Source organism: Flavobacterium gelatinilyticum (assembly GCF_027111295.1).
Lineage (GTDB): Bacteria > Bacteroidota > Bacteroidia > Flavobacteriales > Flavobacteriaceae > Flavobacterium > Flavobacterium gelatinilyticum.
On record NZ_CP114287.1, the window covers coordinates 1,836,364 to 1,851,767 of the forward strand.

The 15,404-nt window shown below is 34.3% G+C and carries 13 protein-coding genes; 9 read left to right on the top strand and 4 right to left on the bottom strand.

From position 1 onward, the window contains the following. Positions 1-8 precede the first annotated feature (8 nt). The 4 genes from OZP11_RS07910 to OZP11_RS07925 all read right to left on the bottom strand — a co-directional run bounded on the left by OZP11_RS07910 (position 9) and on the right by OZP11_RS07925 (position 3,452). Positions 9-611 carry a trimeric intracellular cation channel family protein gene (locus OZP11_RS07910; RefSeq protein WP_281234681.1) on the bottom strand — a complete coding sequence of 201 codons (603 nt, stop codon included), beginning with the start codon at positions 609-611 and terminating at the stop codon, positions 9-11. A gap of 66 nt (positions 612-677) precedes the next feature. Then, positions 678-1,523 (bottom strand): hypothetical protein, encoded by an 846-nt coding sequence (locus OZP11_RS07915; protein WP_281234682.1) that lies wholly within the window; start codon positions 1,521-1,523, stop codon positions 678-680. A gap of 171 nt (positions 1,524-1,694) precedes the next feature. Beyond that, positions 1,695-2,597, bottom strand: coding sequence for a hypothetical protein (locus OZP11_RS07920; protein ID WP_281234683.1), 903 nt, complete (start codon positions 2,595-2,597; stop codon positions 1,695-1,697). A 111-nt stretch (positions 2,598-2,708) separates the two neighbouring features. Further along, entirely contained in the window at positions 2,709-3,452 is a 744-nt protein-coding gene (locus tag OZP11_RS07925; RefSeq protein WP_281234684.1) for an RDD family protein, read from the bottom strand. 20 nt (positions 3,453-3,472) lie between these two features. On the opposite strand from OZP11_RS07925, the gene OZP11_RS07930 reads away from it, so the two are divergent. From OZP11_RS07930 to OZP11_RS07970, 9 genes are all read left to right on the top strand, one after another. Then, positions 3,473-4,453: a stage II sporulation protein M gene (locus OZP11_RS07930; RefSeq protein ID WP_281234685.1), complete on the top strand. Its 981-nt coding sequence runs from the start codon at positions 3,473-3,475 to the stop codon at positions 4,451-4,453. 12 nt (positions 4,454-4,465) lie between these two features. Further along, a complete protein-coding gene (locus OZP11_RS07935) occupies positions 4,466-5,233 on the top strand; it encodes a DUF4129 domain-containing protein (protein WP_281234686.1) in 768 nt (255 codons plus the stop codon). After that, positions 5,233-6,438, top strand: a complete 1,206-nt coding sequence (locus OZP11_RS07940) for a DUF4350 family protein (RefSeq protein ID WP_281234687.1) — start codon at positions 5,233-5,235, stop codon at positions 6,436-6,438. Before OZP11_RS07935 ends, OZP11_RS07940 begins: the two co-directional genes overlap by 1 nt. Before the next feature lie 48 nt (positions 6,439-6,486). Then, entirely contained in the window at positions 6,487-7,494 is a 1,008-nt protein-coding gene (locus OZP11_RS07945) for an AAA family ATPase (protein ID WP_281234688.1), read from the top strand. Between the two features lie 73 nt (positions 7,495-7,567). Beyond that, positions 7,568-8,899 carry a DUF58 domain-containing protein gene (locus tag OZP11_RS07950; RefSeq protein WP_281234689.1) on the top strand — a complete coding sequence of 444 codons (1,332 nt, stop codon included), beginning with the start codon at positions 7,568-7,570 and terminating at the stop codon, positions 8,897-8,899. A 38-nt stretch (positions 8,900-8,937) separates the two neighbouring features. Next, complete coding sequence (locus OZP11_RS07955) at positions 8,938-10,299, top strand: S41 family peptidase (RefSeq protein WP_281234690.1); 1,362 nt, start codon at positions 8,938-8,940, stop codon at positions 10,297-10,299. Between the two features lie 73 nt (positions 10,300-10,372). Beyond that, entirely contained in the window at positions 10,373-11,449 is a 1,077-nt protein-coding gene (locus tag OZP11_RS07960) for an alkaline phosphatase family protein (protein WP_281234691.1), read from the top strand. A 693-nt stretch (positions 11,450-12,142) separates the two neighbouring features. Then, a complete protein-coding gene (locus tag OZP11_RS07965) occupies positions 12,143-12,931 on the top strand; it encodes a TrmH family RNA methyltransferase (protein ID WP_281234692.1) in 789 nt (262 codons plus the stop codon). A gap of 231 nt (positions 12,932-13,162) precedes the next feature. Then, a complete protein-coding gene (locus OZP11_RS07970; protein ID WP_281234693.1) occupies positions 13,163-15,385 on the top strand; it encodes a RelA/SpoT family protein in 2,223 nt (740 codons plus the stop codon). Positions 15,386-15,404 lie beyond the last annotated feature (19 nt).

Below are 15,404 nucleotides of genomic sequence, written 5' to 3' on the forward strand. Positions count from 1 at the left end.
TTTAAAAATTACTTATGATCGAATGCTTTTAAGTTCCATTTGTACTTCACTGCCAGCAGTCGAATCAAAATAATAATCAGAGAAGTGACCAAATATAAAATATCGTCGTTTAAATTGAGCTTTCTGAGGCCAAAAAAAACAATTCCTCCAAAAATACAGATGGTCGCATAGATTTCTTCCCTGAAAACGTTTGGGATTTCATTGCACAGAATATCTCTTGTTACGCCTCCAAAACAAGCCGTCATGGTACCAAGAGCAACACAAATTACAGGATGAAGTCCCGTTAAAAGTCCTCTTTCGAGACCAATCAGCGTAAAAACCCCGAGCCCGATGGTATCAAATAGAAACAAGGAAGTTCTTAATTTGTCAAATTTCTTTCTGAAAATAATCGCCAGAAAATAGCCCAGAATGATAACATAAACATATTGCAGATTCTGCATCCATCCAACCGGAGTTCTTCCTATTAAGACGTCACGAAGCGTTCCGCCTCCTACAGCTGTTACAAAAGCAATGATAAAGACACCAAACGGATCCAGTTTTTTATGCATTGCAGTTAAGGCACCCGACATAGCAAAGGCCATAGTGCCAATAATATCTAATAAATGAAACATTTTTTTTAGTTAAATTTTCAAGCTGCAGAGGTACAAAGATTAAATAGACAATTCACCTACAATTAGTTATTTTTTTACATAAATAGGACTTCTTTTTAACAAATAGGTTATGGAGTCCATCCAACTGTCTTTTACATTTAAAAAAGGTTTTCGGGTCTGCGAATACACCTTAGTTGTGTTTTTATACATGTCAAAATAAACGGTGTAGTAATAGTAGGCCTGAGTATTAGCAGTTGTTGTCGATACATCGTTGGTTTTCTTCTTATTATTATCATTTGATTTGGTATTACTGCTGCTATACGTTGTAGCCGTAGTTCCTGATCCTATTGTATACGATACTTTTGCTGCAACAATATTATCTACTCCTAATATCTTTTCAAGATCTTCAATTGGTGTTTCATCAATATTGTTGTGGTTAATTCCGGCTTTATGCAGTAAACTGTTGGTTGTTCTTAAATCCTGAACAGTAAGCGGAAAAATATTGGCCGACTTATCGAGCAGTTTGTTATAAAGGTCATTTTGTGCAAATTTTGCCATATCTTCAGATCCTTCCTGACTATCAGAATTAACATAAGGAACAGGCAGTACTGCAATAGTATTTGTTTTCATTGTCGCAGCAGTTACAGGCTGGCCCGAATTATCCTGTGAGGTATTTGAAGCCGAAACATCAAAAGTCTGAGAACGTCCGCTGGCAAAATCAATTCGGGCAATCTGCGAAACATCCAGTACGATTAACAAAGTTTCGCCCGGCAGCGAATATTCGACCTGTTTATCAGATATTTTGGCAATTTTACAATCAATAATCTGATAATCTCTTTTAATAATTTTGTCTAATTTTTTTTCGCCCTGAGCGAAACTAAAAAAAGTACCAAGTAACAAAAACACAATAAGAAAAGGCTTCAAATTTTTCATTTTCAAATTTTTAATTCAACTGTACTAACTAAATAATCAGTTAAATATAAAAAATTATCACCAAAACCTGAAAAACATTTTAAAATCCTTAAAGAAAAGATTACATATACTACAGGTAGAATAATCTACTGTACCGATAATACCAACAAATCTAAATCATGAAAACATTCATTATCTTTTTACGTAAATTGGACTTCTCTTTAACAAGTAGGAAACAGAATCCATCCAGCTGTCCTTGTCACTAAAAAAAGGCTTACGGCTTTGTGAGTAAATTTTGGTCGAATTTTTATACATATCAAAGTAAATAGTATAATCATAAACCTTCTCTGTATTAGAATCTGTTGTCGAAATATCACTACTACTGACCTTTTTATGATCGCCGCTAACTTTTATATCGCCACTATTGTATGTTGTCGAAGAAGTTCGGGCATCAATACTGTAAGAAACTTTTACAGTTACAATATTATCAACTCCCAGTATTTTTTCAAGATCTTCAATTGGAATCTCATCAGCATTTTTATAATCAATTCCTGCTTTGCGAAGTAAGCCGTTTGTTGTTCTTAAATCCTGAACCGTAAGAGGGAATATATTTGCTGATCGATCTAATAATCTACTATATAAATCATTTTGCGCAAATTTTGCTATATCTTCTGAACTTTCCTGCGTGTCTGAGTTTATATAAAGAACAGGTAATACAGCAATAGTATTAATTTTCATTGGAGCATAACTTATTTTGAAATCGGATATTTTAGATTCAGAATCGTTTTGCAATGGAACGGATGAAACTGATGAAACTGATGGAGCTGATGAAACTGATGGAGCAGATAAAGCAGCATCAAAAGTTTGAGATCGTCCGCTGGCAAAGTCAATTCTTGCAATTTGTGATGCATCAAGCGATATTTGAATTGTCTCTCCCGGCAGCGAATATTCAACTATTTTATCAGACATTTTCGCAATGCTGCACTCAATTATCTCATAATTACGCTTTATAATTTTATCTAACTTTTTAGCAGACTGAGCTTCAGCATTAAACGAAATAATTAATAAAAGAGCGAGAATAAATACATTTTTCATTTTCATAAAATCAATAGTGCAGAACATAAATAAATTATTTTTTTACAAGTTTTTTCTTGCAAATATATTTTATTTTAGGAAATACTGCAATAACTGATTCTGTTTATTTTTTTACATATGCTGCGTATAAAAATTATAATCTTTTAAAATTACCCTGATAAAATCCTCATTATTTCCGGATTGATTTTTTATTCCGGTCACACTTTCAATTTTTGCCACCAGTTTATAAATGATTTCATGATCGTTTTTCATCATTGCGTTCTGAAAAGTTTCCTTAATAATACGCATATCATTGTCGGAAAGCTTAATTACCAACGGATAAGTAGGCACATAAGCATCTCCGATTTCTTCAAGAATCGTGTGGCTGATATTAATTTTATTCTTTAAAGTTATAACCGCTGTTCCGGCTGCCATGTCTCCTAACCTCTGTGATTTTTTTCCGGATGAAACCGCAATGAGAGCAATAAGACCGTTAAACAAGTCAAAATCGATTAATCTAAAAAACCATCGAATTAAATAATCGCCAAAACCGGCCTGATAACCATCAATTTTTACTACTTTTATTTTTACCAGCTTTTTTCCGAACGATTGTCCTTCAAAAATACTTTCTAAGGTTATAGAGTAAATTAATAACGGAAAAAATAGTATTATAAATATTGCGCCTTTGGACCACATATCCAGTCCGGACATATATCGGTCCATGTCGAGCATACCGTAAAATACCCACAAAACCATTAACAGATATGCAATTTTTATTACCGAATCTATCAGGTAAGCTGATATACGCTCGCCTACAGTAGCAGCAATAAAATTTATTTTAACATTTTGTGTTGTAGTAATAGATAATTCTGACATATTTTATATTTTAGCCCTCAATGAGAGAAGTTGCTTTTATAAAACAAAATAAAGAAAAATGGCTGGAATTTGAGCTAGCTATTTTTGGTAAAGCTAAGAAAAATCCTGACGATTTAGCTAACTTGTACATTCAATTAATGAATGACTTGTCGTATGCACAAACTTATTACCCTAAAAGTAAGACAGTTATTTATTTAAACCATCTTGCATCGCAGATTTATCAAAAGATATATAAAACGAAGCGGACAGAAAAAAACAGAATTGCTGAATTTTTTAAAACCGAAGTGCCTCTTTTGCTTTTTGAGTACAAAAGGTACCTTCTTTACGCTTTTGTACTGTTTTTTGCCACCGTTGCAATGGGGGTTGTATCCGCTCGCTATGATCATAACTTTGTCCGGCTGATATTAGGAGACGATTATGTAAACATGACTTTGGACAATATTAAAAAAGGAAATCCGGTGGCAGTTTACAAATCAGGATCAAACTGGGGAAGCTTTATTGGTATTACAATAAATAATCTTGTAGTAGGTGCAAAATGCTATATGTATGGAATTTTAGGCGGACTTGGAACCTTTTATATTTTTCTTCAAAATTCATTAATGCTGGGTTCATTTCAGTACTTTTTCTTTGAGCAGAATGTTTTCTGGAAAAGTGTCCGCGGTATTTGGATTCATGGCTCAATGGAAATTTTTGCTATCGTAATAGAATCTGCCGCAGGGTTTATTCTGGGAGCCTCTATCCTGTTTCCAAAGACTTTTTCGAGAATGAATTCGTTTAAAATCGGGTTTAAAAACAGTTTCAAAATATTTTTGAGTACTTTCCCATTTACCATAAGCGCCGGATTTCTGGAAGGTTTTATAACGAGATATTCTATAGACATGCCAAACTGGTTAAGCAGTTTTATTATATTATTTACATTAGGAATTATTTCATTTTATTATTTGATATACCCTTCTATTGTTTACAGAAAAATGCAAAAATTATCAGCCAAAACGAATTAATCAGAACCTGTAATGAATAGAATTTTAATTATTTTATCCTTTCTTTTTTTCTGCTGTACCGCAAACGCTCAGGACAGCCTGGCAATGCCGGATCCTCCAAAAGCTAATTTCGAAAAATTTACGGAAGACGATATTTATGTTGACTCCGACTCTATCGAAGCCAAAACTTTCACTAAAGATTATCAGAAAAAATATACCGATAAAGATTTTGTGTACGAACACAAAGCGCCTGAAAAAAGTCTTTGGCAGCGTTTCAAAGACTTGATAGCCGGTATTTTAAGAAGTTTATTTTCTTTCAACACAACCGAATCATCATTAAAGTTTGTCGATTTAATCATTAGAATTGTAATTGTCATCGTAATTGTTGTGGTAATTTATATGATTGTAAAATCAATTATCAATAAAGAAGGCCAGTGGATTTTTGGGAAAGATTCAAAAAAGAGAACCATTCATTATTCTGATATTGAAAAGAATATCCATCTTCTGGATTTTGAAAAATTAATAAAGGAAAGTCTCGAACTGGGCGAAAAACGAGTGGCAATCCGATACTATTATCTCTGGCTTTTAAAAATAATGGCCCAGAATAATTATATCGAATGGGATATCGAAAAAACCAATTCAGATTATTTATACGAAATACAACAACCATCTCACAGAGAAGAGTTTACCTATTTATCATACCTCTACAATTATATTTGGTACGGAGAATTTGAAATTGACGAAACCACCTTTGTCAAAGCAGAAAACAGATTTAAGAATGCTTTAAAAACCTTTAGCTGATGAGTAAGAATGTCAAAATATACATAGCTGTACTGGTTTTAATTTTTGCCGCAATTCTGATTTCAGATTACAATGAACCAAAACCAATAGACTGGCGTCCCACGTATTCTGTAAACGACAAAATTCCGTATGGCTTATTTGTCCTTGATAAAGAAATGGGAGGAATTCTAAAAAAACAAAAGATTGAACGAATTTCTTCTGTAACGCCTTATGAATTTTTAGATTCTAAATACGATCCGGATTCCCTTGTACAAACCTATCGCATCAAGGGTACTTTTATCAATATTTCTTTGCAGAATAATATTGACGATCAGTCGATGAAGGAAATCATGTATTTTGTATCACATGGAAACAATGCTTTTTTAAGCATGGGAGATTTCCCTAAACCTTTGTTAGACAGTTTAAAAATCGAGTACAAATCTGATTTTATCCCAACAGACAGTTCTTCTGTCTGGATGGCGAATAAAACCCTGAGTACAAAAAGATACAAATCTACCGGCGATGTGGCTGAGTATTTTAGTAAAATTGACACCCTTCAGACTACTGTTTTAGGATACCAGAGCAATCAGAAAAAGAAGAAAAACATCAATTTTATAGCCGTTCCCTTTCACGACGGATACTTTTTCCTGCATACACATCCTGTTGCTTTTACAAATTATAATTTATTGAAAAAAGACCGTTTTCAATACACCGAAAATGTATTATCGTATATCCCGGAAGGAGATATTTTCTGGTACACAAAAGTGCACAACAGCGAAGATATTTCTTTGTCTCCAATGCGATATATTTTGAGTCAGCCCGCTTTAAAATGGGCCTGGTATTTATTCCTTATCGGAATGTTTGTCTTTATACTATTCAATGCTAAAAGAAAACAGCGTATTGTTCCCATTTTGCAGCCACTGCAAAATCTGACAGTCGATTTTACCAAAACAATTGGAAACTTATATTATCAGGAAGGCGATCATACCAACATAATTGACAAGAAGATCATTTATTTCCTCGAAAAAGTAAGAACCGATTATTTAATCGATACCACAAATCTTGATGATGAATTTGTAAAAAAACTGCAGCATAAAACAGGAAAAAACGAAGCCGATATTCAGGAATTAGTATTTTTAATCAACGAACACAAAAACAGCTATCATGCCAGCATTGAATCAGATTTAATTCGGATAAACAATGCGATCGAAAAGATTTTACACTAAATAAATATAAAAACAGCATATAAACTCAATAAGAAAAACATACCCATCATGGACGATATCAATAAAACTGAAATTACAAACGAAAACGTGAATTTTGAAACCAGAATAAACCTGGGACCTCTTTTAGACCACGTTAACGCTATTAAAAAAGAAATCGAAACTGTTATTGTAGGACAGCATAAAATGGTCGATCAGCTTTTGGTTGCTATTTTATCAAATGGTCATGTTTTGTTAGAAGGTGTTCCCGGTGTTGCCAAAACCATCACGGCAAAACTTCTTGCAAAAACACTTAACATAGATTTCAGCCGAATTCAGTTTACACCGGATTTAATGCCATCGGATATTTTAGGAACTTCTATTTTTAATTTAAAAAATTCTGAATTTGAATTTAAAAAAGGTCCTATTTTCTCCAATTTGGTTCTAATTGATGAGATCAACCGTGCCCCTGCCAAAACTCAGGCCGCTCTTTTTGAGGTTATGGAAGAAAGACAAATTACAATTGACGGTTCCGGCTTTAAACTGGAAGCTCCGTTTTTGGTAATTGCCACCCAAAATCCAATCGAGCAGGAAGGAACTTACCGTTTACCGGAAGCACAATTAGACCGTTTCTTGTTCAAAATCACAATTGATTATCCCAAATTAAACGAAGAAATCCTGATCATCCAGAGAGAACATATGTTACAGGATCATGGAAAACTCGAAGCAATTAAAACAATTCTTTCTTCATCTGAAATAAATGAGTATCAAGGTCTTGTAAAACAAATCAGAGTCGAGCAAAACTTACTGGAATATATTGCCAGAATTGTAGTAAACACGCGTGAAAATGCGTTTTTATACTTAGGAGCTTCTCCTCGTGCATCGATTGCTATTTTAAATGCAGCCAAAGGTTTTGCCGCTATCCGAGGACGCGATTTCGTAACTCCAGAAGATATTAAAGAAGCTGCTATTCCGGTTCTCCAGCACCGTGTTATCGTAACTCCTGAACGTGAAATGGAGGGCATTACAAGTTCTGAAATTATTAAACAAATTATTGAAACTGTAGAAATTCCGAGATAGTTTTTTTATCTGCAAAGGGTTAATTTCGATCAGTTTATCAAAATTTAGTAGTAAAATATAAAACTAAGAAAACTTGAATTTTATAAAAAGTTTATATCTCAATAATTTCTTTTTCTATGTGCTTTTGGGCGTTATAGGATTATTTATTTGTGCCTTTATTTTTCCAAACCTCTACAATGCGGTTTGGTTTGTACTTTTGATTCTGCTTACTTTTGTAGGATTGGATATTTTAATTTTGTATGTCACCCAGACCGGAATAGAAGCTGAGAGAACTGTACCCGAAAAACTATCCAACGGAGATTTAAATCCTGTAAACATTCAAATTAAAAATCATTATACTTTTCTCGTTTCGGTTAAAATAATTGACGAAATTCCGTTTCAGTTTCAGGTACGTGATTTCAAAATTATTACAAGTATAAAAGCATCCGGTCAAAAAGAAATCGGCTACGATCTTCGCCCGACAGAAAGAGGCGAATATCATTTTGGGGCTTTAAATATTTATGCTTCTTCGCCTTTGCGATTGATTTCCCGCAGGTTTTCTTTTGGGAACAATCAAATGGTTCCCACCTATCCTTCTTATATTCAGTTAAGAAAATACGATCTTTTGGCTTTTTCAAATAATTTGTACCAATACGGAATCAAGAAAATACGCCGAATTGGTCATACAATGGAATTTGAGCAAATTAAAGAATACGTTCAGGGCGATGATCTCAGAACTTTAAACTGGAAAGCTACTGCAAAGAAAAATGCCTTAATGGTGAATCAGTTTCAGGACGAAAAATCACAATCAGTTTACATGGCTATAGATAAAGGCCGTGTGATGCAGATGCCTTTTGATGGTTTGAGTTTATTAGATTATGCTATAAATTCGACTTTGGTTTTATCAAACGTGATTCTAAAAAAACAAGATAAAGCCGGACTTTTTGCTTTTTCGAAAAAAGTCGAAAACAGAGTTTTTGCAGAACGAAGAGGTTCACAGATGCAAAAAATCCTTGAAACTTTATACAACATCAAAACCGACTTTTTCGAAAGTGATTACAGCCGATTGTATGCCGATATTAAGAAAAACATCAATCAGAGAAGCTTAATTATTCTCTACACCAATTTTGAAACAATGGACGGACTGCATCGTCAGCTGCCGTACTTAAAAGGAATTGCAAAAAGTCACTTATTGGTTGTAGTTTTTTTCCAAAATACCGAATTAAACTCCATCATCAACAGAAAAACCGATACGATTCAGGAAGTATACGATAAAGTAATTGCCGAAAAATTCATGTTTGAAAAACGTCTTATCGCCAATGAATTAAAGAAATACGGAATACATTCGGTTTTAACACAACCTGAAAACCTGACATTGGATGCCATAAATAAATATTTGGAAATTAAGTCACGCGGGATATTGTAAACCATCTAGTTATATCTATTTAAAACCAAAAAATACAAATGAAATCATTCTTTGGAATTCTTTTCCTTTTTATAACAATTACTATTACTGCACAGATTCCAAAAACCTTAACAGCAAATGATAAGGTCTACGGACTTTCGAAATTCTGGCAGGAAGTAAATTATAATTTTATTTATTTGGATAAAGTAGACCGCACAATGTGGGATAACCAATACAAAGAGCTTATTTCAATTGTTCAAAACACGAAAGATGATTATGAATATTATCGAGAACTTCAAAAGTTCTGCGCACTCTTAAAAGACGGACATACTAATGTTTATTTACCAAAAAGTATTGAACAAATGGTCAATACGTTTGGAGATTATAAAATCTTTCTTAAAAACATTGAAGGCAAAGCCATCATCATTCGAACAAACCTAAGCAAAAAGGATGAAATTCCGGTAGGAAGCGAAATTATAGAAGTTAACGGAAAACCAACTCAAAAGTTTATTGACGAAAACGTAAGTCCGTATATATCTACTTCAACAAATTATGTTCTCCAGGACCTGAGTATTTCAAATTTACTAAAAGGTTTAGATGGTGAAACATTTATAGTCAAAATAAAAAAGCCAAATAAAAAAATAATAGAACTGGCATTAACGCACAAAAAAACAGAGGAAAAAGAAGTTTTTCCTGCCGAGGCCGAAAAACAACTTTTAAATTTTAAATGGGTAAATAAAGAAACTGCCTATGTATCGTTAAATTCTTTTAGCGATGAAAAAATTGACAGCTTATTTGTATCCAAACTTCCTGAGTTATATAAAGCTAAATCATTAATAATCGATTTGCGTTCTAACGGAGGCGGAAGCACTAATGTTGGAACTGAAATACTCCAGTATTTAACAAACGACACTATTCTATACGGGTCAAAGCAAAAAAGTCGTTTTCATGTTCCGGCATATAAAGCCTGGGGGAAATTTGTCGAAGCAAAAGATACTGTAAACATTCCATGGAATAAAAAACACTATTTGTCGTATCATGATCAATTCTACTTTGATTTTGATTACAACCCAACAATAATTGAGTTAAATGCAAAAAGAATTGTGGTTCCAACCGTAATTTTGTTTGGTCATAATACAGCTTCTGCTGCAGAAGATTTTTTAATTTTGGCAGACAACCAAAAACATATGATTAAAATGGGTGAAAGATCGTATGGAAGTACAGGTCAGCCTTTTGTATTCGATCTGCCTGGAGGCGGTTATGCCAGAGTATGTACTAAAAAAGATACTTATCCGGATGGCAGAGAATTTGTAGGTTACGGCATAAAGCCGGATATAGAGGTTGTTCCTACTTTAAAAGACTATATGAACAATCGAGATACAGCGCTTGAAGAAGCAATTAAATATTTAAAGAAAAGATAACCTGATCTCTTTTTCTTTTTAATACTTTTCTGATTATAATTGCTTTCAAATCTCTTATTAAAAAAGACAACAAATGAAAAAAATATTTTTATCAGCATTTGTGTTAATGAGCTTTTTAACTTCTGCTCAAAAAACAGAAAACATCATCATTATTACCACTGACGGACTTCGCTGGCAGGAAGTTTTTAAAGGCGTTGATTCGGAAATTGCCAATGATAAAAAATTCAATCAGGACGACGAAAGTTATATCCGTAAGAAATATAAAGGTTCAGACTCACGCCAAAAAATAATGCCTTTTTTCTGGTCTGAAATTGCTTTGAAAGGACAAATTTACGGTAATCGCGAATTGGGCAGCAAAGTAGACGTTTCAAATCCGTATTGGTTCAGTTATCCCGGATACAGCGAAATTTTTACCGGAAATGTCGATCGTAAGATAAACTCGAATGGGTACAAACCTAATCCGAATATCAATGTTCTGGAGTTTTTAAATAAACAGCCGGAACTTCAGGGCAAAATCGCCGCTTTTGGCGCCTGGAATGCCTTTGACCGAATTTTAAATGAAGAAAGAGCCGGATTTCCTGTAATTTCTGCTTTTGATAAAGTAGGCGGCAATGCTCCAACAGCTGCTCAAAATTTGTTAAACGAGATGCGCGACAATTCGTTTAAACCGTTTCATGAAGATGAATGCCTAGATGTTTTTACCCATTATCAGGCAATGGACGAACTGAAAAACAAAAAGCCTAAAGTATTGTTTATCGGGTATGGAGAAACAGATGAATGGGCGCATCACAGTCATTACAGATCGTATCTCGATGCTGCAAATCAGGTTGATAAATGGATTAAAGAAATCTGGACTTTTGTGCAAAACGATCCTCAGTACAAAAACAAAACTACAATTTTCATTACGACCGACCACGGACGCGGCGATAAAACAAAAACACAATGGACAGATCACGGCGCTGATGTTCCCGGTGCCTCAGAAATCTGGTTTGCCGCAATGGGTCCCGAAATCGCAGCAAAAGGTGAAATCAAAACAGATTCGCAATTCTACCAAAAACAATTTGCACAAACAATTGCCAAATTTTTAGGCTATAATTTCACAACAGACCATCCTGTTGCTGATGAAGTTAAAGAAGTTTTTACGAAATAGTTTTTTTGCCGCCAATTCACGAATTATTTAGTTTGTAATTAATATAAAATTCGTGAATTTGCGGCAGATCTACACTTTTTTATAAATGAAAAAATTATATAAAGAAATTATATGGATAATTGCATTATTACTAATAAGTTATAGTATTTGGAATCCTCAAATAATCCTGGATTTAGATTTACCAGATTCTACTATCGATATCAACATTCATGATGCTTATTTTGTAATTGCCTCAACTAACATTTTAATTCTAATAATTGGAGTTGTTTTCTATTTTAGTTACCTTCTAAGGATCATTTTCACTAAATTTAAAAGCATCTTAATAAATTGTATATTCCTTTTTGCAAATCTTTTGATGATTATTATAATGTCATTTTGTACTCAAGTAATAAAAATGATGGTGATTTTGCCTGGAACTACAATTTATCCTCCTCTTTCTTCTAAACCTATAGTTCATCAAGGTAACGGATTAGACATTTTATATTCTCGTTTTATAATCATATTAATCATTTTTATTGTCACTTTTATTTTAGTTACAGTAATAACTTTGATCAATTATAAAAGGAAGAAAAATCATAAATAATCGCTTTAATCAATATAATTCGTGAATTTGTGGTGAAGAACCTTTGTATCTTTGCAGCTTTAAAAAAACTCTGTACCTTTGACCCTTTGCAACTTTGAGTCTTTAAAAAAATGAAACAAATCACTTCCGTTCAAAATCCGTTTATCAAATCTTTGGCTTTACTTCAGGAAAAATCCAAGGCCAGAAAACAAACCGGAACATTTTTAATTGAAGGATTACGCGAAATTTCATTAGCAATAAAAGGCGGTTATGAAATCGAAACTGTCTTATTTTTACCGGAATTGGTAACCGAGACAGAAATAAACAAACTCATTCATTCTCCGTTTCAAATAATAGAAATCAATAAAGAAGTCTATCAAAAACTGGCGTATCGCGATACAACCGAAGGAATTCTGGCCGTAGCCAAAACCAAATCTCTCAAACTATCTGATTTAAAATTATCTGATAATCCGCTGATTCTCGTTGCAGAATCATTGGAAAAACCGGGAAACGTTGGTGCCGTTTTACGCACAGCCGATGCCGCTAAACTAGATGCTGTTTTAATAGCAGATCCAAAAAGCGATTTATACAATCCAAATATTGTACGTTCCAGTGTAGGCTGTTTGTTTACCAATCAAATTGCAACCGGAACTTCAGAAGAAATTATTGCGTTTTTAAAAGAAAAAAAGATCCGTTTTTATTCGGCAACACTTCAAAATTCAACTTCTTACCATACCCAAAATTTCACTACTCCAACCGCTCTTGTTGTGGGTACAGAAGCCACAGGATTATCCCAAAAATGGCGAGATGAAGCCACACAAAACATCATTATTCCCATGCAGGGCGAAATCGACAGCATGAATGTTTCTGTAGCAGCTGCGATTTTAATTTTTGAAGCAAAAAGACAAAGAGGTTTTTAATTTCAGACTGGCTGCGCCAAATTAAAATCAGCACCCTCATTTACAGATAGTATAATCAATCTAAATCTAAACCCGCAATCTAAAACATCTTTTTGCAAGTCATTGTAAATCAATGTGAAATCTGAGATCTAAAATCTAAAATTTTCATCAAATCTGAAATCTAAAATCCCCAATTCTCCCCTTGCGTATGTTCAAACTAATTCTTATTTTTAGTACTTGAACTATGCCGTTATGACAGAAATTGATATTGAAAAAGAAAATAAAGCTATTGCGCAGGAATACAAAGAATTACTACGAATCAGCTACCAGACTTTAAGCCCAGCTGACAAAAAATTAATTCGCAAAGCTTTTGATGTTGCCGTTGATGCCCACAAAGAGCAGCGACGCAAATCCGGCGAAGCATACATCTTTCATCCTATTGCAGTTGCGAAAATTGTTGCCTCAGAAATTGGTCTGGGAGCGACCTCTATTGCCGCAGCTTTATTACACGATGTTGTCGAAGACACCCCAATGACTGTTGAAGATATTGAGCGTTTGTTTAATCCAAAAGTGGCACAGCTTGTTGAGGGTTTAACGAAGATTTCATTAGTTCAAAAAGACCTGAATGCTTCGATGCAGGCAGAGAATTTCCGTAAAATGATCCTGACACTGAACGATGATGTTCGTGTAATCCTGATCAAATTAGCCGATCGTCTGCATAATATGCAGACTATGGATTCGATGGCGGAATATAAACAGACCAAAATCGCATCGGAAACACTTTATATTTATGCGCCCCTGGCCCATCGCCTTGGACTTTACAACATTAAAACCAAACTTGAAGATTTAGGTTTAAAATATACAGAACCTGCTGTTTACGAAGATATCGTAAGCAAAATCAGAGAAACCAAAGAACAACAGGATGCTTATATCAACGATATTTCGGAGGTAATAAAAAAATCCCTCGATGCAGAAAATATCGATTATATCATAAAAGGCCGTCCAAAATCTATTTATTCGATTCGCCGAAAAATGCGTGCACAGAACGTAAGTTTTGATGAAGTGTACGATAAATTCGCTTTGAGAATCGTATATAAATCAGATCCGCATGACGAAAAATTCATTGCCTGGAAAATTTATTCGATCGTAACAGATCATTACCGACCAAGCCCGAGCCGATTACGCGACTGGATTTCATCGCCAAAATCGACCGGATATGAAGCCCTTCACATTACTGTTATGGGTCCAAAAGGACGCTGGGTTGAAGTTCAGGTGCGAAGTGAACGTATGGATGAAATTGCCGAAAAAGGTTATGCAGCCCATTACAAATACAAAAACGGTGCAACCGAAGAAAGCGGTCTGGATACCTGGCTGAATCTTCTTCGTGAAGCTTTGGAAAACCCGGAAACAAACGCAGTAGATTTTGTCGAGGATTTCAAAATGAATCTGTATTCAAAAGAAATCTTTGTCTTTACACCAAAAGGAGAAATAAAATCACTGCCAAAAGGTGCAACCTCTCTGGATTTTGCTTTCAGCATTCACTCCGAAATTGGAATTAAAACCAGAGGAACACGTGTTAACGGACGCCTTGTACCTTTAAACCACGAGTTAAAAAGCGGTGATCAGGTCGAAGTTATTACATCGGCAAGTCAAAAACCAACCGTAAACTGGCTTGAATATGTTACAACATCAAGAGCAAAAAATAAAATCAAAAACGTTCTTAACGAGAACACGAAAAAAATCGCCGAAGAAGGAAAAGAATTACTTACCCGAAAACTCAAACATTTAAAAATTACACTTAACGAGCAGGTTACAAACGAACTCGTTAACTTTTTTAAATTAAAAACGAGTTTAGATTTATTCTACCGAATTGGGATTGGCGCTATCGAAAACCAGCAGTTAAAAGACTACGCGGCACAGAAAAGCAATACGTTCATCAATTTCTTTAAAAATAAAATTAAAAGAAATAAAGACACCACAGTTTCTGAAGATATTCACAAACCGGTTATCAGCAGTAATTACGATATGCTGGTTTTTGGTACGGAACATGATAAACTGGATTACAAACTTTCGCAATGCTGTAACCCAATTCCGGGTGATGATGTTTTTGGATTCGTGACTATCAACGAAGGAATTAAAGTGCATAAAAAAGATTGTCCAAACGCAATTGGAATGCAGTCCAATTATGCATACCGAATCATGAGTGCCAAATGGATCGACTCTTCTCAGGAAGAATTTAAAGCCATTATCAATATTACCGGAATGGATGTTTTAGGACTTACCAACCAGTTAACGAGAGTAATTTCGAACAATATGAGTGTAAATATCCAGAGCATTTCGCTGAGTACAGATGCCGGGATTTTCCACGGACAGGTTGCTGTAATTGTGCAAAACAATACAATTCTGAAAAAAATGATCAATGCCATTAAAAAAATTGATGGTGTAGACAAGGTTACCAGAGAATACAGGACATAATGGGTTACTAAAAAATATT

Bases quoted from the DNA above. Each gene is read 5' to 3' on its own strand.
- OZP11_RS07970 (WP_281234693.1), top strand. From the start codon at position 13,163: ATGACAGAAATTGATATTGAAAAAGAAAATAAAGCTATTGCGCAGGAA.
- OZP11_RS07925 (WP_281234684.1), bottom strand. From the start codon at position 3,452: ATGTCAGAATTATCTATTACTACAACACAAAATGTTAAAATAAATTTT.
- OZP11_RS07940 (WP_281234687.1), top strand. From the start codon at position 5,233: ATGAGTAAGAATGTCAAAATATACATAGCTGTACTGGTTTTAATTTTT.
- OZP11_RS07910 (WP_281234681.1), bottom strand. From the start codon at position 611: ATGTTTCATTTATTAGATATTATTGGCACTATGGCCTTTGCTATGTCG.
- OZP11_RS07935 (WP_281234686.1), top strand. From the start codon at position 4,466: ATGAATAGAATTTTAATTATTTTATCCTTTCTTTTTTTCTGCTGTACC.
- OZP11_RS07945 (WP_281234688.1), top strand. From the start codon at position 6,487: ATGGACGATATCAATAAAACTGAAATTACAAACGAAAACGTGAATTTT.
- OZP11_RS07965 (WP_281234692.1), top strand. From the start codon at position 12,143: ATGAAACAAATCACTTCCGTTCAAAATCCGTTTATCAAATCTTTGGCT.
- OZP11_RS07920 (WP_281234683.1), bottom strand. From the start codon at position 2,597: ATGAAAAATGTATTTATTCTCGCTCTTTTATTAATTATTTCGTTTAAT.
- OZP11_RS07915 (WP_281234682.1), bottom strand. From the start codon at position 1,523: ATGAAAAATTTGAAGCCTTTTCTTATTGTGTTTTTGTTACTTGGTACT.
- OZP11_RS07930 (WP_281234685.1), top strand. From the start codon at position 3,473: ATGAGAGAAGTTGCTTTTATAAAACAAAATAAAGAAAAATGGCTGGAA.
- OZP11_RS07960 (WP_281234691.1), top strand. From the start codon at position 10,373: ATGAAAAAAATATTTTTATCAGCATTTGTGTTAATGAGCTTTTTAACT.
- OZP11_RS07955 (WP_281234690.1), top strand. From the start codon at position 8,938: ATGAAATCATTCTTTGGAATTCTTTTCCTTTTTATAACAATTACTATT.